The organism is Kribbella sp. NPDC050470 (genome assembly GCF_044458365.1).
In the GTDB taxonomy this organism is placed as follows: Bacteria; Actinomycetota; Actinomycetes; order Propionibacteriales; family Kribbellaceae; genus Kribbella.
In genome coordinates, this window is the sequence record NZ_JBITHV010000009.1 from 151,696 (window position 1) to 172,697 (window position 21,002).

Below are 21,002 nucleotides of genomic sequence, written 5' to 3' on the forward strand. Positions count from 1 at the left end.
GCGGGCCACGCCGGACGCCCAGGCCATCACAATCGCCCGTTCGCGGCGAATCCGCGCCTGCCGAGCCGGCCAGCCCCACATTGTGGTGGCCTGGCGATCCGCAGGCCCGAGTCAGCGCGCGTTGAGGTCGTGCAGCCCGAAGTGGAGTTGCAGGTCGTCGGACTGGTCCGTCCACAGGGCGGTGGCGTCGAGGACGGCGGCTGACACCACGCGGGCTTCCTTTACGAGGTCCGGCTGGTGGTTGAAGGAGGGCCAGGGGAGTACGGGGTAGTTGTGGTGCTCGCCGTATCTGGCGGATCAGGGCGGTGTCGCCGACAGCGGCCGGTGGAAGAGTGTCGTTGGCCCACGACCAGAGCCACGTGGACTCGGTGAGGCTGACCGTTCCGAGCAGGGTGAGCCGGGCGGTGCAGAAGACCTCGCCCTGGCGGGACCACGCGATGGTCGCCTGTTCCAGATCCCAGTGGTACTGCGCGTCCGCGCCGAGGCGGTCGATCAGGTGTTGCTGGCCCGCCGCGGCGCGCGCAGTTGCTTCTCGTACGACGTGTTCCCAGTCGCTGTGATCGTGGTCCACCGGCGGATCGTGTCAGGTCCCGGGGCCAAATCCGTGGTCGGATCGGACTGGAGCGGGCATGCTGGCGGGCGTGCGGGTGACGTTGATGCGGCGGTGGTTGCTCGAGGACTTCGGGCTGGGCGTGATGGAGATCGCACCGGTGGCTCACGGAGCCGATGTCGCGGCTCAGGTGTGGAAGGTGCAGACGGTCGCCAACACGTATGCGGTGAAGTGGAGCGCGGCCGGGACCAACACCGGGCATCAGGTAGCCGCTTTCCTGGCGGACAGTGGGATCGAAGGCGTGCCGGAGCTGGTCCGGACGGTCGACAGCGGGCTCTGGAGCTTCCACGGCAAGAAGCGGCTGACCGTCACGCCGTGGATCGACGGAGCGCGTGCCGCGGAGACCGGGCTCACCGCAGAGCAGTGGACCCAGTACGGCGTACTCCTCAGACGGGTCCACGCCGCAGAGCCGCCCGAACGCCTCCGCAACGCGCTGCCCACGCGCAGCCCGGTAGACGCCCGCATCCCGCAGTTGGCCGAGCAGATCGACACCCGGCTGACCACAGAGCCGCCGGAAGACGAGCTGGAAGAGGAGCTCGCGGCCGTCTGGAAGCAGCACGAGGACACCATCACCAGACTGCTCACCACCCGCCCGCCGGAGCCCACCGGCCGACGAGTCGTGTGCCACGCCGACCCGCACCTGGGCAACGTCCTCGTCAACGACAGCGTCCACCTGATCGACTGGGACGACGTCGTACTCGCACCACCCGAGCAAGACCTCATGTTCATGCTCGGCGGCATGGGCTCCCTCGGGCCCACCACCCCCGAGCACCTGTCAGCCTTCTTCAAGGGGTACGGCGACCTCGAGCCCGACCCGGACGCGGTCACCTACTACCGCCACGCCAGAGCCGTGGAAGACGTCGTGCTGTGGGCCGAGCAGGCCATCACCGGTCCAGACCGCGAGGACTCCCTGAGCATCCTCAGAGGAGTCCTCGGGCCTGGTGGTCTCGCCCACCTCGCGGCTAGCGGAGGCGGTGGCTGACCCAGTTGGCGACGTCGGTCCCCAACGCGTTGCCGTCCTCCATGGCGTGCCGGAAGTGCAGGCCGGACAGGATCCGGGCCTCTGTCACCTCGGCACGGACCGCGGAGAGCCGGCTGTAAGTCCGAGTAGTCCCAGTGACCTGGCTCTCGACCGTCAGCGAGACCTTGTCGGTGTGGAAGTAGGCCTGCAGCGCCCGTGTGGCCGATGCGGTGAAGCAGGCGTGGCCAGACGGGTAGTCCGGGTGGTTGGCGCCGAGCAGCGGCTGCCAGGTCGGGTCGGCCGTCGTACGTGGGTTGCCGTCGGTGTCCGCGCGCTGGATGGCGTGGACCGGCCGCCAGAAGCGGTAGTAGAACTTCGCCTCCCAGCAGGCCGTCAGCGCGTCACCACTGCTGACGTGGACCAGCGCCAGCATCCGGGCTGCCTCGGGCAGCGACAGGTGCCGATCACTCGCCAGCCGCAGGAGCGCGCGGCTCCACTGCTGGGCAGCCTGCTCCGACCAGAACATCGCCGTCTCGGTCCCCCAGGCGCTACGCGTCGTACTGTCCTTGCGGCCGATCGAAGCGACCTCAGCCACGTCCCGCGCGTACCGCTTGCTGGTCAGCGCATCCGGACCGTCCGGCCGGAACTGCGAACGCGACCGCAGCGTCAGCGGCCTGACCTTCGTCAGCACCAGGTCAACCGGTGGCGTCGCCGCAGTCGGTTCCCACACGCCAGGACCCGGCTTGCGCTGCACGTACGGCACCTGGTTGTCCAGACCGTCCCCCGCCCGCCAAGCGAGTACGGCGTCCGCCACCGCACGCCCGAGCGCGATCCCACGCGTCTTGGCCTTCCCGTCCGGCACACCGGCCAGGTAGTCGGCGTACGTCGTCTCCAGCGACACAGCCGGCACCCGAGCCTTCAGTACGTCGTACGTCGCCGTGGCAACCGCGGCCGCGGCCGACGCGTGCCGGTCCGGACGTACGGCGGCCACATACGGCCGGCCGTGTCCCAGTCCGGCGACGGTGTCGGCGATCGCGATGTGCACGATCCCCATCAGCATCTCGGAGCTGGCCGGCGGCCGCCCGGTGACGATCGCCTGCGTCGCCACCCGGCTCCAGTCGAGCACCGGGGCGGCAGACGGCGCCTTGGCGGTGGCAGTGGGCGACAGCCCGACTGCGCTGAGCGCGAAGGTGGCCAGCAACGCCGGCCACCTCCACCTGTGTCGTGCCCTCACCGGGACCCCACGGCCGCGATGCGCGGCACTCGGCGTCCGGCGATCGCCGTGACGACAGTCGCCGCGATGGCTGCGAGCAGCATCAGGCCGACTACCTGCAGCAGCGACAGGCCGGTCTCGACGACGACGGTCGGCTGTGCGGCGACGCCACCGTCGTACGACGGCGGGATCGCCGTGTCCGGGTCCTCCGGTGGCAGCTTCGCGTACGCCGTACCGGACAGTGCGACGATGGTGACAAGCAGCGTGGTCGCCAGTGCGGCCAGGCGAGACAGCGGTTTCATGAGTTTCCTCCCCATTCGTGGAAGTCCCGTCGGCGGAACTTCCTGTCACCAACCGTCGCCGCGACGGGCCGGTCGCAGCCATACGCAGTTCGACGTATTCGCCCACCGCCGTTCCGGGCTTAGCCTGGCTGCAGGGAGGGGTACGTCATGGTGGAGCAGCTGACCGTCACCGAACGCGACCTGCGCAGGATGTTCGACGTGATCGACCGGGGGCGGGAGGCCGGGCCGGACGAGGTGTACCCGCGGGAGTTGATGCGGGCGCTCGGCGAGCTGATCCCGGCCGACGACGTCACGTTCCAGGTGAGTCGTCCACTGGAGCGCGAGTTCGTCGCGCTCGAGGAGGTGACCGAGGAGGATGTCGTCATCGAGGACGGCTGGGAGGAGCTGTTCTGGCAGTCCTACTGGTACGCCGACGTGTGCAGCCGGCCGCAACGCACCGGTGACTACGAGAGCGTCTGGAAGGTCTCCGACTACCTGTCCGCGGCCCAGTTGGGGAGGTCGCCGGTCGGGGAGTGGTTCCGGCTGAACGGCGTCCACAGCGAGATCGCCGTGCCGTTCCCCGCGACCGGCGCCGAGGATCGCCGGCTGCTGCTGTTCCGAGGCACCGGCCCCGACTTCACCGAGCGCGAGCGGCTGCTGCTGCGGATGCTCCGCCCGCACTTCATCGAGGTCCACCGCGCGCTGGAACGCCGGCGGGCCGGCATCCCGGACCTGACCAACCGCCAGCTGGAACTGCTCCGGCTGGTCGCCGCCGGTCACAGCAACACCCAGATCGCCCGTCGGCTCTTCGTTGCCGAAGGCACCGTCCGCAAGCACCTCGAGAACATCTACGAACGCCTCGGAGTCACCAGCCGCACCGCCGCCGTGGCCACCGCGTTCCCGCTGTCGGCCTGATTTAGGCGTGCCGCATCCAGATGTTCGGTTCGCGGTACACGCCGGTGTCAGCCTCCCGGTCGATCTCGAGCAGCGTGAGTCCGTCGGGGATGACGTAGGAGCCGGAGGCCGGGAGAGCCAGGCCGGTCCACTTCTCCCAGTCGGCGACGCTCCCCGTCATGTTCTGTGAGTACGGCGCGGCCGCGAGGATCGTCGCCCCGAGGCGGACATGCGTGCGCACCCACGGGTCGAGCGGCAGGCCGTCCTCGCGCGTCCACGTCATGAAGGTCTCGATCGGCGTCAGCGGGTAGCTGGACTTGAGCGTCGGCCGGACCGGCGCGATCACCTTCGGCAGCCCACCGGCCGCCGCCCGCTCCCGCACCGCCGTGATCACCCGGCCGGCATGCCCGCGCCCCTGCTCGTCGGACCGTACGGCGGCCGCCATCAGCACGAACGTGTCCGGTACGACGCCTTCCTCGTACGACGTCACCGCCCGCACCATCGCGTCCGTGAACCCACCCGGCAGGTCGTCGACCGTCCCGTCCCACGCGATCGGCACACCCCAGCAGCCCGCAACGAGCCGCCGGTCCTCTGTGACCAGGTAGAACTCCCAGCCCTGGAAGTACTCCCGCCGCCGGTCGGCGTACTTCCGCACCTCCAGGTCGTGGAAGATGAACTCCGGCCACTCCTCCGCGAACCGCTCGCTGGCCTCGGCATCCAGTTCGGGCGCATCCGCGACCGGTATCAGCTCGTACATGAGCCGAACGCTAGACCGCCCCCACCGCCCCGGCTACTGCGTTTCGCACTGCGCGCGGCGACCCCCCGAGCTCGCGACGGCAGGTCTTGTTGAAGGCCTGCAGGTCCGGGATGCCGACCGAGGCGGCGACCGCCGGGATCGAGAGCGTCGACGAAACCAGCAGGTGCCGGGCGCGGGCCATCCGGCGGCGGCGGATGTAAGCGATCACGGTCAGGCCGGTCTCCGCGTGGAAGAGCCGGGTCAGGTGGTTGTGCGAGACGCCGGCCATCCGGGCCAGCGCCGGGATCGTGAGCGGCTGGGCGAGGTTCGCCTCGATGTGGGCGATCGCCGCCGACACCGCCGGGTGGGTCGCATCCTGTGCGCTGGCCGACGACCCGAGCTCCGCGATCCGCCACAACGCCGTCCACACCTCGGCCGTCACCCTCGCGGACCCCGACGGCAAGGCCTCCAGGGCCGAGCGCAGCAGCTCGGCCAGCACCGGCGCGGCCGAGCCCGCGTCCTGGACGACAGGCAGGTACGACGGTTCGCCGGCCAACGTCGGCCGGAAGTGCGCGTAGAGGTGCTCGGACCGGCCGCGGTAGTCGAACTGCACCAGCGTCCCGGCCGGCGTGAGGCTGACGTACCCCGGTGCCACCGCGTACGCCGTACCGTCGACGGTCAGCTCGGCGGAGTAGCTGTAGAGGTGCAGCTGCCACAGGTCCGGCAGCCGGAACACGTCGCGCAGGCTGCGGACGCCGTGAATCCCGGCGCCGACGCTGACCACCTCCGGCGGCGCGGCCAAGTGCAACGCGATCATGGGGAGAAATTACCACTAGTGGTGATCACGTCCCACGCGCGACAACGCTGTCTCGCCATAGCCTGGTGGAGTAGTTACCACTACCCCCGAGAGGGAGACTCATGCCCCATCCGCATCGCAAGAACCTGCTCACCTCGGTTCAGATGGCGCATTTCGTGGCCACCGGGTCGCTCCGGATGGACGCCGTCGTTCCGGACGACATGAACCAGCAGGCGATCGAGGTCCTGAAGGCCGGCATCCCCGGCGTCCCGTACGGCACCCCGCTGTCCGAGGCGTTCGAGGACAGCGAGTTCGTGCAGCGACTGGTGCAGCTGCCCGAGGTCGCCGGCGCCATCCACAGCCTGGTCGGGCCGGAGCCGACCGTCGACCACCACGCCGTGCACATCCGCAAGGCGAACGAGGGTGAGGCGCAGAACCTGCACGGGGACGCGATCATCGACGTCCGCCCGGACGCGTTCGACGTCCAGCTCATGTACTACCCGCAGGACGTGACGCTCGAGATGGGCGGCACCCTGAGCGTGCCCGGCAGCCACCTGCGCCGGACCAACGAGTCCGACACCGGCCGGTACCAGAACCTGCTCGGCCAGACCCGGCTGACCTGCCCGGCCGGCACCGTGCAGTTCCTGCACCACGGCATCTGGCACGGCGGCCGCAAGAACGACAGCGCCATCGACCGCTACATGTTCAAGATCCGGTTCAACCCGACCGTCCGCCAGGTCCGGCTGTGGAACACCGAGGACCTGTACGACGACGAGGTCGCGCGCGAGCTCAAGCAGACCTTCCCGTGGTACGAGAACGCCACCGGCCGGCTGGAGATCTACAACCGGGTCAAGTTGTGGCAGGCCATCACCGGTGACGACACCATCGACCCGGACTACTGGGTCACCCGGGTCTCGAACCGCCCACAGCGGGTCGTCGCCCAGCGCAGTCTCAACCCGCACGCGAAGAGGGAGATGGTATGACCGCCACCGCTAGCGAAGCAGCCCAGCAGACCACCGTCCGCCAGCAGGTGCTGGTGCTGTACCTGGCCTCCTCGGCGCTGGACGCCCGGGTCGTCGGATGGTCGACGTACGACGGCACCGGCGCGACGTCGCCGACGACAGGGGACAGCGACGTCCCGCCGTACGCGACCGGTCTGGACGCGCTGAAGGACGGCTGGCGGCTGTTCCAGGCTGCGCAGCTGCTGCCGCCGTTCCCGGGGCACGAGTACGACGTGTCGTTCCTGAAGCACGAGTTCTTCTTCGAGAAGCTCGTCACTGCGTAGTCACTGTGTAAACAGCCCGTGCTGCATCGCGTACAGCGCAGCAGCGGCTCTGGTCGACACACCGATCTTGCCGTAGATGTGCTGGACGTGATGCTCCGCAGTACGGCGTGACACCACCAGCTCGTGCGCTATGCCTGCGTTGGACGTGCCGCGAGCGAGCAAACGCAGTACCTCGATCTCCCGCTCGGTGAGACCGGCGGGACGGCTCATCCGGCGGCCGGGCACCTGTTGCCCGGCCGCCGCGAGCACAGCCTTCACACAACGGTCGTCGAGCCGCCCGGCCGCGACCTGCGCCAGGATGATCTCCGCAGCACCCTCAGCCGAGTGCGCTGCCCGGTGCGGCCGGTCCTGCCTCAGCGCCTGGTAGCAGTCCGCCGCGGCAAGGATCCGTGCGGCTGTCGACAGCTCACCACCCTTGGCCTGGCGCGGATAGCCACTCCCGTCGAGCCGCTCGTGATGGAGAGCCGCCAGTACGCCGACGGGCTCCAGCACTCGCGACCGGGCCAGGATCCGCTCCGACTGGTACGGGTGCAAGCGCACCTTCTCCCAGTCCGCCCGCCGCAGCAGTCCAGGCCGTTCCCACACTGCTGTCGGCACCGCGACCCGTCCGAGGTCGTGCAGCAGGGCCGCACGTCGCAGTGTCGCCCGCTCGGCGTCCTCGAGGTGCAGCAGCCGCGCAGCCTCGTCTGCCAACGTCGCAACGCCAGTGGAGTGGCCGAAGAGGTACGGCGACTTCAGGTCGACGAAGTACGCGAACGTCCGGGCCAGCTCGTCCAGATCGCGGGTAGTGCCCCACGGTCGCGGCTCGGCGTCCAGAACCGCTTGCCACACGTCGATCTCGTCCAGGTCGGCGACCAGGCTGTCGTCGTACTCGGCGACCACGAACGGGTCGAGCCAGGTGCCACGTCGCTTGATCAGGGTCTTCTGTCCGGCGATGACCGCTTGGGTGGCGACCTCGGCGATCCGGGTGGCGACGTGGATCTCCTTGCCTGCCAGGCCTTTCGGCGTTCCCTTGCCGTCCCAGCGCTCCAGGTTCTGGTAGAGCGCCTCGGCAGTGGCGTGGCCCAGGCCGAGGTGCGTGGCCAGCATGCTGCCCACCTCGCAGACGGCCAGCAGGAGGTTGTCCTCACTTGTCGTCATGGTGCGGGCGACGTACTGCAGACGCCGGATGCCGGCGCCTCTACCGACGTGCATGAGGTAGTTGAGGGCCTCGCGGTGGCTGTTGGTGTCGGTGCGCTCGGCCAGCGGGCGCAGCTCGGCGGCGCGGGGTCCGGCGAGGTGGACCTCCTCGTGGGTGGTCGCCGTACAGCCGAGATGACGCAGCAGGGTGGCGTAGTAGACCGTGCGCTTGTCGTGGACACGCAGCCGGTCGGCGAGGCGCATCGCGACCAGGCAGCTGCGGATCGACTTCTCCGGCGGCTGTGCCATCGCGAGGTCGAGCGTCACCGACAGCGCGCAGAGCAGTTCGGCGAGCCGCACCTCCTGCTGTGCCATCGCACCTCCCCGCAGATGGGCAGATCTACCGATGCCCCTACCTCCCCTTACGGCCATTGTGAGCCTCATGAGCACAACGGCAACGTCCAAACCCCGTCTGGTGACCCCGCAGTTCGTGCTGCTGGGTTCGGCCGCACTGGCCTACTTCCTCGCCGACGGGATGCTCGTGCCCGCGGTGCCGCGGTACGTGGCGGGCGAACTTACCGGCGGTAACATCGCGGTCGGGCTGGCGGTGGCCGGGTTCAGCCTGTCCGCGCTGGTCCTGCGCCCGTGGGCCGGCCGGCTGGCGGATCGGCGCGGTCGCTCGATCGCGATGGTTGGCGGCGGCATCATCTTCGCCGCCTCGGTCGCGGGCTACGGCCTGACCGACTCGGTGTGGGAGCTCGCGGCGCTCCGGTTGCTGACCGGTGTGGGCGATGCGTTCTTCTTCGTCGGAGCCCTGACCGCGATGAGCGACCTGGCTCCTACCGAGCGCCGCGGTGAGGCAATCAGCCTGTTCTCGCTGTCCCTGTACGTCGGTCTCGCGCTCGGACCGCCGATCGGCGAGGCGTTGGTCGGCGTCGGCTTCACCACGGTCTGGCTGGCCTCGGCCGGGTGCGCGCTGGTCGCCGTACTGCTTGCTCTGCGGGTGGGGGACACGCGTGAGCCGGTGGCGGCTTCGGTGGAGGCTGTTCCGGGACGATTGCTTCCGCGGGCGGCCGTCGTACCTGCGTTGTTGCTGCTGGCGTTGGTGTGGGGGATGGCGGGGTTCCTTGCCTTCGTGCCGTTGTACGCGCTCGACCTCGGGCTGCAGGGAGCCGGGTTCCTGCTGTTCGGCTTCGCGGGGATCGTCGTGGTGATCCGGAGTGCCGGGGCCCGCCTTCCGGACCGGTTGGGTGCGGCCCGGAGCGTTCGGATGTCGTTGCTGTGCACCACGATCGCGCTGGCGACGATCGGTCTCTGGCGGTCCGTGCCCGGTCTCGTCCTCGGCACCGCCGTACTCGGCATCGGTGTCGCCCTCGGCACGCCCGCGATCATGACGCTCGCCCTGAACCGTGCCCCGGCCGCCGAGCGCGGCGCCGTCATGGGCGTCGTCAGCATGAGCATCGACCTGGCCCAGGGTCTCGGCCCCACCACCTTCGGCCTGGCCGCAGCCGCCACCACCCGCAACGGCGGCTTCCTGGCTGCGGCCCTGGTCGCGGCCGCTGGCCTGGCGTTGGCCTGGCGGTCGGTACGGCGCTGATCACGCCGGCTGCGGGCGCTGCGGGCGGTCGCGGTGGCGGGCAATGGCGAAGGCGGTGCCGAACGCTGCGCCGGCGAGAGCGAACCCGGCCAGCGCGCCGAGGACGGCCGTGCTGGCGTCGCCGGTACCCGGTGCGGCAACCGGGGCGAGCTCGTACTGCGGGTCGTACGCCGGGTAGTTGGGCGGTCCCTGCTCCACGATCGCCGGGGCGTTGGAGCGCTCGGGTACGTCGACCGCCGCGGCCGGGACGGCGGTTGCCGTCAGGGTGAGAAGGGCGGCCGCGCTCGTCATCATCAATCGCTTGGACATAGTTCCTGCTCCTTGGCGTCGCGACCGCCGCTGGTGGCGGTTCGTCGTACCTGTTGTCGGCCCAGGCGGTATCGGCTCGGCTGGAGGTGGTATCGGATCGGTATCGCTCCCGTTGACGGACGGCGGCGGGCGGCCGACAGTCGAGGGGTGGGTATCGCCGTTCTCGGCCCGCTCACGATCGAGGGGGACCAGGGGAGACCGAAGCTGCTGGGACGACGCGATCGCGTCGTCCTTGCAGCCCTGGCCGTGCATCCTGGTCAGGCGGTCAGCGCCGAAGAGTTGGCCGACGTGGTGTGGGGCGAACGGCTGCCGGCGTCCTGGCAGAAAGTGATCCAGGGCTGCGTCGTCCGCCTGCGCAAGGTGCTCGGCGCCGGCGCGATCGAGACCGTGCAGTTCGGCTACCGGCTGGCGCTGTCCATCGAGGAGATCGACGCCCTGCGGTTCGAGCACGCGGTGAGTCGCGCCCGCAGCCTGCTCGCCGCCGACGAGGCGGAACGGTCCGCAGTGGTGCTGGCCGACGCGCTGACACTCTGGCGCGGCAGACCGCACAGCGAGCTGGACGGCTGGGACGTCGCACGCATCGAGGTCGAGCGCTTGAGCGAGCTACGCCAAGCCGCCGAGGAACTGTACGTCGAAGCAGCCTTGCGATCGGGGCAGCACGACAAGGTGCTGGCCAAGGCGCGTGCCCTGGTCAGCGAGGCGCCGCTGCGGGAACGGCGATGGGCTCTGCTCGCAACCTCGCAGTACCAGACCGGGCAGCAGGGCGAGGCATTGCAGACAATCCGACGACTGCGCGCCGTACTGGATCGCGAGCTCGGACTCGACCCGAGTCCCGGCATCGACGCGCTGGAGCAGGCCATCCTGCGGCAGGACCCCGCCCTCGTCGTCGACAGCGCACTACCCGAGCCCGACGCGGTCTGTCCGTACCGCGGCCTCGAGTCGTACGACGTGGAAGACGCAGACGGCTTCTTCGGTCGCAGCGCCGACATCGCCGCCTGTCTGCGCAAGCTGGCAGATACCGGCGTACTGGCGGTTGTCGGACCGTCGGGCTGCGGGAAGTCGTCGCTGGTGCGAGCCGGTGTGGCGGCGTCGTACAAGGCCGATGGCAAGCGGGTCGTCATCCTGACCCCAGGAGCCCATCCGGTCGCCGCCTTGGCTGCTGCAATGCCCAGGACCGGTGCGCCGCCGGTGCTCGTGGTGGATCAGTGCGAGGAGGTCTTCTCGCTGTGCCGGGATGCTGGGGAGCGCGAGACGTTCCTCTCGGCGCTGAGTTCGCACCAAGGCATTCTCATCGTGTCGTTGCGCGCGGACCGGATCGCCGACCTCTCCGCACACCCGGCGTTCGCGCGGACGGTCGAGCGCGGTCTCTACCTCCTGTCCGGGATGACGCGGGACGACCTGCGCTCGGCAATCGAGCGGCCGGCCCGGATGGCTGGGTTGACGGTCGAACCGGGACTCACCGACCTCGTGATCAACGAGGTCGCCGACCAGCCCGGCGCGTTGCCGTTGATGTCGCACGCGCTGGCGGAAACCTGGAAGCGGCGTGAGGGCCGGATGCTCACGGTCGCGGGCTACAACGCCTCCGGCGGGATCCGCGGCGCGGTCGCGCAGTCGGCCGAGCAGATCTACGAGCAGACGGCCGCCGAGCAACGGTCAGTACTGCGGGACCTCCTGCTCAGACTGGTCACGCCAGGACCGGACGGCGAGCCGATCCGCAGCCGGCTACCGCGACGTCTCGTCATCACTGGAGCCGACGACGACGCGATGGTCGACCGACTCGTCGCCTCGCGTCTGGTCACGAGCGACGACGGGGTCGTTGGCCTGGCCCACGAATCGCTCGCCCGCGCCTGGCCGCGGTTGCGCGACTGGCTCGACGACGACCTCGAAGGCCAACGCATCCTGCACCACCTCGCGGTCGCCGCCGATGCCTGGGACGACCTCGGCCGCCCGGACAGCGAGCTCTACCGCGGCAGCCGGCTCGCCAAAGCGACCGATTGGCAGGAGCACACGAGATCGACCCTGACCACGACCGAGCAGGAGTTCCTGGCCGCGAGCCGGCGAGCCTCCCAGGCCGAGCTGCGTGCCGCCGAAGAACAGGCACGCCGCCAACTCAGCATCAACCGCCGCCTCCGCATCGCCCTCGCCACCGGCGCACTCCTCCTCGTCGGAGCACTCATCGCCGGCTACATCGCCGCCGGCCAAGCCAACCGAGCCGACGAAGCCGCCACCAGCGAACTCGCCCGCCGCCTGGGTGCCCGCGCCCAACTCACCGAGGGCATCAGCCACTCCCTCCTCCTGGCCACCCACGGCGCCCGCCTCCAGTCCACCCCCGAAACCCAGGCCAACCTGACCGCCGTCCTCAACAAACGCCCCACCCTCCTCCGCTCCTGGCCGGCTCCCCACGGCCGCATCGAAAACCTCGAAGTCTCCCCAGACGGCCGCCGCATCATCTCCGGCGACGACAAAGCCACCTTCCACCTGTACGACGCCGGCACCGGCCAAGCGCTCGAGTCGTACACCTTCGGCGCAATCCACGTCGACGAACCGAAGCTCACCACGCCCCGCTTCAGCCCGGACGGCAGTCTGGTCGCTGCGATCTCGGCGAGTCGCACCGGGGAACCTCTGGACCCGCAATGGCCGATCCGCCTGTTCCGGGCCGACACGCTGGAGCCCGTCGATCGGCAACCTGTGCTGCAAGAACCAGGTGGGCTGCTCTTCCACAGCCTCGCCTTCAGTGCCGATGGCAACCATCTCGCGGCCGGCGTGACCCAGGGCACCGGGCTGCCCGGTGACGCTGCCTTCGCCCTGGTCTGGAATCTCCGGACGACCGATCCGCCGCGTCAGGTGTCGTTGCCCAGTGGGGGGCAGGAGATCGCGCTCAACCCGAACGGCCAGGTCGTCTACAGTTCGTGGCCGCTCACGGCGTACGACGTACCGAGCGGACGGAAACTGTGGCAACGTCCGGAGGTTCTCGGCGAGGGCGGGATCGAGGTCAGCTCGGGCGGCCGTCTCCTCGCGGCCCAGCAGTTCTCCTCGACCAGCGTGAGCCAGGCCGCAACGGTTCTGTTCGACGCCGCAACCGGCAAGACGGTCAGGGCACTGCACACCGAGGACGACTCGGCCAGGGGTTTCGCCTTCTCTGCCGACGGATCGACGATCGCGGCGGCTGAGCTCAGCGGGCAGGTCGTGGTGTGGGACGTGGCCACCGGCGCGCTGCTCGAACGGATCAAGACCGCGGAGGTGTCCTGGGCCGTCGACTTCAGCCCCGACGGCCGCACGCTGTACACCGGTGGGGACGAAGGGACTGTGCGGGCCTACGACCGCACTGGTCAGCGGCAGTACCTCCGTCGCATGCCGTCAGCGCCTGCACGTTACTACCTGCACGTCATTCCCTCCGACGACGGCCGGCGTACTGCGTACCTCTGGCGAGATGCCCGCGGCTCCTGGGTGAGCATCTCCGACACTGCCACCGGTCGTACGACGCCGCCGGCGAACCTCGGACTCGCCTTGAGTGCAGGTTTCTACCGGGTACCTGCCGCCTGGCAGTCGGACGGGGACCGCCTCGCGGTGTCGGACTCGACCAGAATCACGGTGCTCGACACCAGCACCGGGAAGGTGCTCGAGCGGGCCACGAGCCCGCAGATCACGTCGATGGCGTACGTCGGGGATCAGCTGATGGTCGGTAGTTACCTGGGATACCGGCTGCTGGGCGCGGGACTCGCAGACGACGGGGTCGCCTTCAGCCGGTACGCGGACTGCTGTACGGCGCCGGCGCCCGACGGGCAGACCGCCGTGATCTTCCTGGACACCGTCGACTACGCCAGTGAGCAGTGGTGGCGGATCCGGGTCGCCACCGGCGAGGTCCTGTCCCAGGGCGGCCTTCCGCTCTCCCTCAACCACGCGGCCTACGCGCCGGACCGCAACGTTGTAGCCGTGACCGGCGGAGGCGGCGAGGTGATGACCATCGACCTGGAGCAGGGCGAGGAGAAGATCGCCCCGGCGATCACCCACTCAGCCCGCGGCCTGTTCGTCCGCTTCTCCCCGGACGGTTCCAAGCTGGTCTCCGGCGCCGAGGACGGCACTGTGAGCCTCTGGGACGCCCGAACACTCGAGGTCCTCGGCACGGTCTCGACCGCCGACGGCGTCCACCCACCCGTCGCCGCGATCCCCACCTTCGTCGACGGAAACGATGTCGTACGCATCGCGTCGTACGACGGCAAGGTCTACCACTGGGACACCCGCCTCACCACCGCCATCACCCACGCCTGCACCATGGCCGGCCGCAACCTGACCCCCACCGAATGGACCCGGTCCTTCGGAGACCGCCCCTACGAAGAGACCTGCCCCTGACCGAGCGTTCGTCGTCAGCCGAAGACGTTCAGGAGGGTGGTGGTGAGGGTGCGGCGGGCTGTTGGGGAGAGGGCTGTGGTGAGGGCTTCGATGCGGGTGGTGAAGGCGTTGTGGGCGTCATGGGCCAAGGCCAGGCCGGGGGCGGTGAGCTCGATCTGGCAGGCGCGGCGGTCGGTCGGGTGCGGGATCCGGGCGACCAGGTCGCGGCGTTCGAGGCGGTCGACCATGCTGGTCAGGCTCGAGCGCTCGATGCTCAGGATCCGGCTCAGGTCGGTCATCCCGAGCGGTCCGGCCAGGAGGACGCAGAGCAGGTGCGCCTGCTGCGGGGTGAGGCCGAGCGGCCGGCTCGTCTCGGCGTACAGATCCTGCAGGACGTGCATCGTCTGGACGAGCGCGCCCGCCAGTCCGATGTCGGTCGCCTGCGCTGTCGTGGTCGCCATACCTCCACTGTAGTCCGGAGCACGGACAGTTTGCGTGCCGGATAGTTCGTAGGGCTACTATTTAGGCGTACGAAGCATCTGGGCAAGGGGAGATCAGACCATGAACGTACGTTTCGGCTACGGCTCACCTGACAAGGTCCGCGACGTCGACCGGATCCTCCGGCTGGCCGCGCAGGCCGACCGCGAGGGCCTCGACCACGTCAGCCTCTCGGACCATCCGTACGTCGCCGACCTGCTGGACGGCTACGCCACGATCGCCTTCATCCTCGGCCGGACCGAGCGGCTGTCGGCGTTCGTCAACGTGACCAACCTGCCGCTGCGCCCGGCCCCGGTGCTCGCACGTACGGCGTCCGCGCTGTCGGCACTGTCCGGCGGCCGGTTCATCCTCGGCCTCGGCGCCGGCGGCGCGTGGAACCACATCACCACGATGGGTGTGCCCGAGTTGCGGCCCGCGCAGGCGGTCCAGGCCTTCGAGGAGGCGATGCAGCTCGTCCGCTCGATGTCCGACGGCGGCCGGCCGGCGCCGACGAAGCACTACCCGATCGGCCACCTCAAGCCCGCGACCGTCGCCGCGCCGCTGATCTGGACCGGGTCGAACGGCCCGAAGTCGCTCGCCGCGACCGGCCGCCAGGCGGACGGCTGGATCCCCGGCCACGCGGCGGACTGGCTGAGCGATCGCTACCGCTGGTCCCGCCCGATCATCGACGAGGCTGCCCTCGCGGCCGGCCGCAAACCGTCCGACGTCGCCACCGTCTACAACTTCCCGGGCGCGATCACGGCAACGCCGGTACGCCGTACCCGTGACGACGACGGCCGCTGGATCGGCGGCTCACCGGCGCAATGGATCGAGGAGCTCACCGACGCCGTGCTCAACCACGGCGCCGCCGGCTTCACCCTCTTCCCAACAGGTCCGGACTCCTACGACGTCCAGCTGGCCCGCTGGTCCCAGGAGATCGCCCCGGCCGTCCGCGCCGCGGTCGGTTGATCACTCCTCGATGGCGCCGCGGACTGCGCGGAGGTGCTGGCGGAAGGTGAGCTTGGGGTTGGCCGCCCGGGCCGTGAGGTAGTCGGCGAACTGCACCTGCTCGCGCAAAGACCGCCCGGAGCGGATGGCGCCGGCTTGGGTGTGCTCGGTGTCGCGGATGGATTCGGCCAGGTCGAAGATCTCGTCCAGGCGGTCGGCCGGGACGAACACGATCCCGTCCTCGTCACCCAGTACGACGTCGTCGCGGGTGACCGTCCAGTCGCCGATGGTTGCCTTGGACAACGCATCGGCCGGTTGCGGGTCGAGGCGCAGCGGCCCGGTCGGCAACGCACCCAGGCTGAACACTGGCAACCCGATCGCGGTGATGTCGACGGTGTCGCGATGCAGCCCCCACACGACGAGCCCCGCGATCCCGGCGGCCTGAGCTTCGAGCGCGACCAGGTCACCCACGCAGGCCTCGTCCCGCCGTCCGCCGTTGTCGACGACCAGCACGTCGCCCTCCGCGGCCGACTCGAACGCCTCGAGGAACACGTCGACGCTGCCCACGTGCTGAGCCGGCAGCACCCGTCCGGCGACTCGACCACCGGCGACGGCGGTCAGTGAAACCGTGCGAACCGGCACGCCGGCCCGGATGCAGGCGTCCGCGACGTGCGCGGTGGTGAGCTCCTGGAATCGCTTCATGCCTTGACTTTAGGCAGGCGCTGCGCCGCAGCAGTCACCGCGACAGAAAGTTGAGGATTTCTGGCAGTGCCGGGTAGTAGACGTCGGTCGACGTGTCGACGGTGAGGGCCGGCACGGGCAGGTCGACGGACTGGAAGGCATTGTGCGTGCGGAGCCGCGCGTCGTCGTCGATCTGGGCGTCCTCGTGCGCCCGCCGGTTCGTGTCGGAGGCGGTCCGGGCGTGGATCCGGGCCAGCGCGAGGTCGGCCGGGACCACGCAGTGGATGATCCGGATGTCGGCCCGGTTGAGCAGCGGCGTCAGGCCGGGACTCCACAGCCGGTCCTGGAACGCGGCCTCGGCGACGAGCGACGTACCGCGGCCGACCAGCAGGCCGATCACGTCGAAGAACGTCGACAGCGTGCGCATGGTCAGCGGGTCACCCGGCCCGGGGACGAAGCCTGGGGTCGCGTGCGCCATCCCCTCCTTGATCTCGTCCCGGCAGATCGCGGGGCACCCGATCGCGGCCGCAACCCGATGCGCCAGCGTCGTCTTCCCGGTCCCCGGCGGGCCGCTCACCACAACCACCATCGGCTTCGACTGCACCGCCGCACCCTAGCCACCCGTTCGGACAGGTCGCTACCCAACGTAAGACCCGCGTTCAGCCGATCTTCCGCGTCAACAAAGTGCGACCATTATGCGAGATGATATGTCTCACGAAACAAGATTGCGGAGTAGCGTGTGAGTCGTCGCCGAGGGCAAGGGAGCCTTTGATGAGCAACGTGTACACGCACGGCCACCACGAGTCCGTACTGCGGTCGCACACCTGGCGGACCGCGGAGAACTCGGCCGGCTACCTGCTTCCGCACCTGCGGCCCGGGATGTCGCTGCTCGACGTCGGTGCCGGCCCGGGCACCATCACGGCGGACCTGGCCCGGCTCGTCGATCCCGGCAAGGTGACTGCCCTCGAAGCGACCGAGGCCGCGCTCGACATCACCAAGACGACGTTCGCGGACCTCGACATCCGCGTGCAGTTCGTCGTGGGCGACGTACACAAGCTGGACCTTCCCGATGACACGTACGACGTCGTGCATGCGCACCAGGTCCTGCAGCACGTGGCGGATCCGGTGCAGGCGCTGCGCGAGATGCGCCGAGTCTGCAAGCCGGGTGGGATCGTTGCGGTGCGGGATTCCGACTACCACGGCTTCACCTGGTACCCGCAGCTTCCCGAGTTGGATGAGTGGATGGACCTCTACCAGCGCATGGCCCGTGCCAACCAAGGGGAGCCGGACGCGGGCCGACGGTTGTTGTCGTGGGCTGTGGAGGCCGGCTTCGAGAAGGTCGACGCGACGGCCAGCAACTGGGCGTTCGCCGACGAGGACTCCCGGGCGTTCTGGGGTGGCATGTGGGCGGATCGCGTCCTGCAGTCGGCGATGGCGGATCAGGCGCGCCGGTCCGGCGTACCTGACGAAACCCTCGAACGGATCTCCGCCGCCTGGCGCACCTGGGCCGCCAGCCCCGACGGCTGGATCTCCATCCTGCACGGCGAGCTTCTCTGCACGGCCTGATCACGGGTCTGCACGGCCTGATTACTCGTCTGGACGGCCTGATTACGGGCCGCCGACGCTTCCGCCGAACCGCTGACCCCGGGCCGCCTGCTGCCTAGCATGTGAAGCGGGGAGGCGTCGGATGGAGCGACGGGTGATGGTGGGCCGGGCCGGACCGCTGGCTGACCTCGGCCACTTGCTGGCGGCGGCCTTCGACGGTCGCGGCCGGTCCGCGGTCGTGCTCGGCGAGCCGGGGATGGGCAAGACGACGCTGGCCGAGGCGCTTGCGGACCAGGCGACCGAGGCCGGTGCGACTGTTGCCTGGGGCTGGTGCTCGGCTGCCGGTGTGCCGCCGTTCTGGCCGTGGCGAACGATATTCCGGGAGCTGGCGCCACGGCATCGGCTCGCCGCCGAGCAGCCGGCCGGTACGGCCGCGGACGGGTTGGGCGTGTTGCGCGGTGACGCCGGAGCCCGCGCGCGGCTGTTCGTCACGGTCGTCGACACCTTGCAGCAGGTCTCCGCCGACCGGCCCGTCGTCATCGTCCTGGAAGACCTCCAGTGGGCGGACAGCGCGTCCTTGTTGCTGCTCCGGCAGGTCGTCGACGCATTGCCGGGGCTTCGTGTACTGCTGGTCGCCACATGTCGTGACGAGCCGGCCGAGAGCGGTGACGAGGCGCTGGCCGTCGTCCGTGAGCTGCCGACCGCGGTCCAGCGGATCCGGCTTGACGGTCTCGAGTTGGACGAGGTCGCGGAGCTCGTCTCTCATGGGCTCGGCCACGAGGCCACCGATGAACTGGCCGCGTTGGTGCACGGCCGGACCGGGGGCAACCCGTTCTTCGTCCGCGAGGTCTCCCGATTGCTCGCGGCCCGGCCGCCGACGGCCGGCGTACCCGAGGGGGTGCGTGAGGTGCTGGCCCGGCGGATCGCACGCGTCAGCCAGGACTGTCAGGCGATGCTGGAAATCGCTGCGGTGGCTGGGAACGGCGCCGACGTGTGCCTCGTCTCCGCCGTGTCCGAAGCCCCGGTTGGTGTCGAGCTGCTCGAAGAGGCGGCGACGGCCCGGTTGCTGGCCGGCCCGGCCACCGACGGCCGGATGTACTTCACTCACGACCTTGTCCGCGAGGTGCTGGACGCATCACTCGGTGCGGCACGACGAGCGGGGTTGCATCGAGCACTCGCCGAGCAGCTCGAGGCGACCGCCACGGACGAGGACGAAGCGGCGGGTGAGCTGGCCCGGCACTGGTCCGCCGCCTTCGGTCCGGACGCGACCGAACGGGCGGCGACCTGGGCGCTCAGAGCCGCACGGGCAGCGCGGTCGCGCATGGGGTACGAGCAGGCGGCCGACTCCTACCGGATCGCCTTGCGCGGCAAGGACATCGAGCGCACGAAGGTGATGCTCGAGCTGGGCGAGGCCCAGATATACGCCGGAGATCTGGCCGGCGCTCGCCAGACGTTCGCGCAGACCGCAGACGTTGCCCGACGCAACGGCCGGGCGAGCCACCTGGCCATGGCCGCGCTCGGATTGGGCACCGGCCTCGGCGGCTTCGAGGTTCCGCAGTACGACGAACTTCAGCTGGAACTGCTGTCGGAGGCCCTGGCCTCCTTGCCGAATCGTGACGGTGGACTGCGTGCAGCCGTGATGGGACGGTTGTCGCTCGCCTACGCCGGGACGGATCGGGAGGGAGAGCGGCTCGAGCTGGCCCGGTCCGCGGTGGCGATGGCCGAACGCGTGGGCCATCCCTGTGTCGAGGCGGGCGCGCTGGCGGCGTACTGCGATGCCGTCGCCGGACCCGGTCACGTCGACGAGCGGTCCGTCGCGGCCGGCCGGATGCTCGCAGTCGCCGAACGCGGCCACGACTCACCGTGTCAGCTACTTGCTCGCCGGCTGCGCCTGGTGGCGCTGATGGAACGAGGCGACTGGCCGGCCGTCGACGCAGAGATCGACGCGTTCGCGCGGACGTCGGACCGCGTGATGCTGCCGCTGTACGCCTGGTACGTCCCGCTGTGGCGCGGTGCGCGCGCGTTGATGTCCGGCGACTTCGAAACAGCACTCCGGTACGCCGGTGACGCCGAGGCGATCGGGCTCCGGGCCGGCAGCGCCAACGCGGGGCTCATGGTCGCCACCCTGCGCCTGTGGACCCATCGAACGGCGGGCGAGCTACCGGCAAGCCACGCTGGCGCGGTCGACGAGCTCATCCGGACTGCCGAAGAGTCGACGGTCGCGATGGCGATGGGGGCGAGCTACTTCGCGGCGGCCGATGACCTGCAGAAGTCGCGGCGCTTCTTCGACCGCTTGACGGGCCGGGGACTGGATGCGATCCCGGACGACTGCGAGTGGCTCGAGGGGATGTGGCATGCCGGCGATGCGGCCATCGCGCTCGGCCGGGACGACGTGGCGCGGGACGTGAGCCGGCGGCTGGCGCCGTACGAAGAGCTGTGGGTCGTCGACGGTATCGGCGGCGGCGTGATGGGCACGACCGCACACATCCTCGGCCGGCTGGCGGCGTACCTGGGGGACACCGGTGAGGCTCGTCGGCTGCTCGCCAAGGCCGTCACGGCGTACGAAGGCGCCAACGCCGTGCCATGGCGAACGATGGCGGAGAAGGACCTGGCGGCGATCGGTGTGGCGGTGCGACCGGCGACGAGAGTCGAGGGGATGTTCCGTCCGGACGGCCGGACTTGGCGGGTGCGCTGGCGGGACGGCGAGGCCAGTGTTCCGGATTCCAAGGGCATGCACGACTTGTCTGTGCTGCTGGGCCGGCCCGGTGAACCGGTGCATGTGCTCGACCTCGTCGCCGCCGCGGGCGGACCGGCGCGGACGGCGGCCGGTGGTGACACCGGTCCGATCCTCGACAGCACGGCGCGGGCATCCTACAAGCGCCGGTTGGCCGAACTGGAGACCGCCATCGCGGAGGGCACGTCACAGCGGGTCGAGACCCTGACCGAGGAACGGGACTTCCTCGTCCACGAGCTGGCCGCGGCCTACGGTCTGGCCGGCCGTGTACGGACCACCGGAGACCAGGGCGAACGGGCCCGCAAGGCGGTGGCCATGCGCATCGCCACCGCGATCAGAGCGATCCGTGCCGTGCATCCGGCGCTCGCTCACCACCTCGAGTTGGCCGTGTCCACCGGACGGTTCTGCGTGTATCGGCCCGAGGAGAACACGACGTGGCACACCTGACCGCAGGCCGTGTGGCAATGCCACATCGGACCTAGCGCCT

At 70.0% G+C, this 21,002-nt stretch carries 18 protein-coding genes and 1 pseudogene; 9 read left to right on the forward strand and 10 right to left on the reverse strand.

Annotated features, from left to right (window positions below; all coding sequences use genetic code 11):
• Positions 1-277 precede the first annotated feature (277 nt).
• A pseudogene (locus tag ACIBGM_RS27520) lies at positions 278-571 on the reverse strand (DUF6882 domain-containing protein); the annotation flags it as partial.
• 58 nt (positions 572-629) lie between these two features.
• On the opposite strand from ACIBGM_RS27520, the gene ACIBGM_RS27525 reads away from it, so the two are divergent.
• Positions 630-1,592 (forward strand): phosphotransferase enzyme family protein, encoded by a 963-nt coding sequence (locus ACIBGM_RS27525; protein ID WP_396387154.1) that lies wholly within the window; start codon positions 630-632, stop codon positions 1,590-1,592.
• Here the strand turns inward: ACIBGM_RS27525 and ACIBGM_RS27530 are convergent.
• Positions 1,573-2,772, reverse strand: coding sequence for a vanadium-dependent haloperoxidase (locus ACIBGM_RS27530; RefSeq protein ID WP_396387155.1), 1,200 nt, complete (start codon positions 2,770-2,772; stop codon positions 1,573-1,575). The two genes, ACIBGM_RS27525 and ACIBGM_RS27530, sit on opposite strands and share 20 nt — an antisense overlap.
• 29 nt (positions 2,773-2,801) lie before the next feature.
• Positions 2,802-3,086 carry a hypothetical protein gene (locus ACIBGM_RS27535; RefSeq protein WP_360535421.1) on the reverse strand — a complete coding sequence of 95 codons (285 nt, stop codon included), beginning with the start codon at positions 3,084-3,086 and terminating at the stop codon, positions 2,802-2,804.
• A gap of 147 nt (positions 3,087-3,233) precedes the next feature.
• On the opposite strand from ACIBGM_RS27535, the gene ACIBGM_RS27540 reads away from it, so the two are divergent.
• On the forward strand, positions 3,234-3,980 hold the full coding sequence (locus tag ACIBGM_RS27540) for a response regulator transcription factor (protein ID WP_396387156.1): 747 nt from the start codon (positions 3,234-3,236) through the stop codon (positions 3,978-3,980).
• 1 nt (position 3,981) lies between these two features.
• Here ACIBGM_RS27540 and ACIBGM_RS27545 read toward each other — a convergent pair whose 3' ends face one another.
• On the reverse strand, positions 3,982-4,716 hold the full coding sequence (locus ACIBGM_RS27545; protein ID WP_396387157.1) for a hypothetical protein: 735 nt from the start codon (positions 4,714-4,716) through the stop codon (positions 3,982-3,984).
• A gap of 10 nt (positions 4,717-4,726) precedes the next feature.
• The gene (locus tag ACIBGM_RS27550; RefSeq protein WP_396387158.1) at positions 4,727-5,512 is read right to left on the reverse strand and encodes a helix-turn-helix domain-containing protein; all 786 of its coding nucleotides are present in this window, start codon (positions 5,510-5,512) and stop codon (positions 4,727-4,729) included.
• Between the two features lie 101 nt (positions 5,513-5,613).
• On the opposite strand from ACIBGM_RS27550, the gene ACIBGM_RS27555 reads away from it, so the two are divergent.
• Together ACIBGM_RS27555 and ACIBGM_RS27560 are read left to right on the forward strand one after the other, a co-directional pair.
• The gene (locus ACIBGM_RS27555; RefSeq protein WP_396387159.1) at positions 5,614-6,474 is read left to right on the forward strand and encodes a phytanoyl-CoA dioxygenase family protein; all 861 of its coding nucleotides are present in this window, start codon (positions 5,614-5,616) and stop codon (positions 6,472-6,474) included.
• On the forward strand, positions 6,471-6,776 hold the full coding sequence (locus tag ACIBGM_RS27560; RefSeq protein ID WP_396387160.1) for a hypothetical protein: 306 nt from the start codon (positions 6,471-6,473) through the stop codon (positions 6,774-6,776). Before ACIBGM_RS27555 ends, ACIBGM_RS27560 begins: the two co-directional genes overlap by 4 nt.
• Here ACIBGM_RS27560 and ACIBGM_RS27565 read toward each other — a convergent pair whose 3' ends face one another.
• Positions 6,777-8,270 (reverse strand): HD domain-containing phosphohydrolase, encoded by a 1,494-nt coding sequence (locus ACIBGM_RS27565; RefSeq protein ID WP_396387161.1) that lies wholly within the window; start codon positions 8,268-8,270, stop codon positions 6,777-6,779.
• Positions 8,271-8,337: 67 nt separating this feature from the next.
• Between ACIBGM_RS27565 and ACIBGM_RS27570 the strand changes: the two genes are divergently transcribed.
• Positions 8,338-9,492 (forward strand): MFS transporter, encoded by a 1,155-nt coding sequence (locus tag ACIBGM_RS27570; RefSeq protein WP_396387162.1) that lies wholly within the window; start codon positions 8,338-8,340, stop codon positions 9,490-9,492.
• Here ACIBGM_RS27570 and ACIBGM_RS27575 read toward each other — a convergent pair whose 3' ends face one another.
• Positions 9,493-9,801, reverse strand: coding sequence for a hypothetical protein (locus tag ACIBGM_RS27575; protein WP_396387163.1), 309 nt, complete (start codon positions 9,799-9,801; stop codon positions 9,493-9,495). It lies immediately after the preceding gene.
• Between the two features lie 147 nt (positions 9,802-9,948).
• Between ACIBGM_RS27575 and ACIBGM_RS27580 the strand changes: the two genes are divergently transcribed.
• Positions 9,949-14,151 (forward strand): BTAD domain-containing putative transcriptional regulator, encoded by a 4,203-nt coding sequence (locus tag ACIBGM_RS27580; protein WP_396387164.1) that lies wholly within the window; start codon positions 9,949-9,951, stop codon positions 14,149-14,151.
• 14 nt (positions 14,152-14,165) lie between these two features.
• Here ACIBGM_RS27580 and ACIBGM_RS27585 read toward each other — a convergent pair whose 3' ends face one another.
• On the reverse strand, positions 14,166-14,591 hold the full coding sequence (locus tag ACIBGM_RS27585) for a MarR family winged helix-turn-helix transcriptional regulator (RefSeq protein WP_396387165.1): 426 nt from the start codon (positions 14,589-14,591) through the stop codon (positions 14,166-14,168).
• A 100-nt stretch (positions 14,592-14,691) separates the two neighbouring features.
• Between ACIBGM_RS27585 and ACIBGM_RS27590 the strand changes: the two genes are divergently transcribed.
• Positions 14,692-15,576, forward strand: a complete 885-nt coding sequence (locus ACIBGM_RS27590; RefSeq protein ID WP_396387166.1) for an LLM class flavin-dependent oxidoreductase — start codon at positions 14,692-14,694, stop codon at positions 15,574-15,576.
• Here the strand turns inward: ACIBGM_RS27590 and ACIBGM_RS27595 are convergent, their stop codons facing one another.
• Both ACIBGM_RS27595 and ACIBGM_RS27600 read right to left on the reverse strand, forming a co-directional pair.
• Entirely contained in the window at positions 15,577-16,257 is a 681-nt protein-coding gene (locus ACIBGM_RS27595) for an RraA family protein (RefSeq protein ID WP_360535397.1), read from the reverse strand.
• Between the two features lie 34 nt (positions 16,258-16,291).
• Positions 16,292-16,840: an AAA family ATPase gene (locus ACIBGM_RS27600; protein ID WP_360535395.1), complete on the reverse strand. Its 549-nt coding sequence runs from the start codon at positions 16,838-16,840 to the stop codon at positions 16,292-16,294.
• 167 nt (positions 16,841-17,007) lie between these two features.
• Here ACIBGM_RS27600 and ACIBGM_RS27605 point away from each other — a divergent pair, with 167 nt between their 5' ends.
• Both ACIBGM_RS27605 and ACIBGM_RS27610 read left to right on the forward strand, forming a co-directional pair.
• Positions 17,008-17,802 carry a class I SAM-dependent methyltransferase gene (locus ACIBGM_RS27605; protein WP_396387167.1) on the forward strand — a complete coding sequence of 265 codons (795 nt, stop codon included), beginning with the start codon at positions 17,008-17,010 and terminating at the stop codon, positions 17,800-17,802.
• Positions 17,803-17,923: 121 nt separating this feature from the next.
• On the forward strand, positions 17,924-20,962 hold the full coding sequence (locus ACIBGM_RS27610) for an ATP-binding protein (protein WP_396387168.1): 3,039 nt from the start codon (positions 17,924-17,926) through the stop codon (positions 20,960-20,962).
• Positions 20,963-21,002: the final 40 nt, after the last annotated feature.

What these genes read in the sequence shown, in the direction of transcription:
- ACIBGM_RS27570 (WP_396387162.1), top strand. Translation starts at nt 8,338, where the DNA reads ATGAGCACAACGGCAACGTCCAAACCCCGTCTGGTGACCCCGCAGTTC.
- ACIBGM_RS27545 (WP_396387157.1), bottom strand. Translation starts at nt 4,716, where the DNA reads ATGTACGAGCTGATACCGGTCGCGGATGCGCCCGAACTGGATGCCGAG.
- ACIBGM_RS27595 (WP_360535397.1), bottom strand. Translation starts at nt 16,257, where the DNA reads ATGAAGCGATTCCAGGAGCTCACCACCGCGCACGTCGCGGACGCCTGC.
- ACIBGM_RS27575 (WP_396387163.1), bottom strand. Translation starts at nt 9,801, where the DNA reads ATGTCCAAGCGATTGATGATGACGAGCGCGGCCGCCCTTCTCACCCTG.
- ACIBGM_RS27535 (WP_360535421.1), bottom strand. Translation starts at nt 3,086, where the DNA reads ATGAAACCGCTGTCTCGCCTGGCCGCACTGGCGACCACGCTGCTTGTC.
- ACIBGM_RS27555 (WP_396387159.1), top strand. Translation starts at nt 5,614, where the DNA reads ATGCCCCATCCGCATCGCAAGAACCTGCTCACCTCGGTTCAGATGGCG.
- ACIBGM_RS27560 (WP_396387160.1), top strand. Translation starts at nt 6,471, where the DNA reads ATGACCGCCACCGCTAGCGAAGCAGCCCAGCAGACCACCGTCCGCCAG.
- ACIBGM_RS27605 (WP_396387167.1), top strand. Translation starts at nt 17,008, where the DNA reads ATGAGCAACGTGTACACGCACGGCCACCACGAGTCCGTACTGCGGTCG.
- ACIBGM_RS27540 (WP_396387156.1), top strand. Translation starts at nt 3,234, where the DNA reads ATGGTGGAGCAGCTGACCGTCACCGAACGCGACCTGCGCAGGATGTTC.
- ACIBGM_RS27610 (WP_396387168.1), top strand. Translation starts at nt 17,924, where the DNA reads ATGGAGCGACGGGTGATGGTGGGCCGGGCCGGACCGCTGGCTGACCTC.
- ACIBGM_RS27590 (WP_396387166.1), top strand. Translation starts at nt 14,692, where the DNA reads ATGAACGTACGTTTCGGCTACGGCTCACCTGACAAGGTCCGCGACGTC.
- ACIBGM_RS27525 (WP_396387154.1), top strand. Translation starts at nt 630, where the DNA reads ATGCTGGCGGGCGTGCGGGTGACGTTGATGCGGCGGTGGTTGCTCGAG.
- ACIBGM_RS27585 (WP_396387165.1), bottom strand. Translation starts at nt 14,591, where the DNA reads ATGGCGACCACGACAGCGCAGGCGACCGACATCGGACTGGCGGGCGCG.
- ACIBGM_RS27565 (WP_396387161.1), bottom strand. Translation starts at nt 8,270, where the DNA reads ATGGCACAGCAGGAGGTGCGGCTCGCCGAACTGCTCTGCGCGCTGTCG.
- ACIBGM_RS27550 (WP_396387158.1), bottom strand. Translation starts at nt 5,512, where the DNA reads ATGATCGCGTTGCACTTGGCCGCGCCGCCGGAGGTGGTCAGCGTCGGC.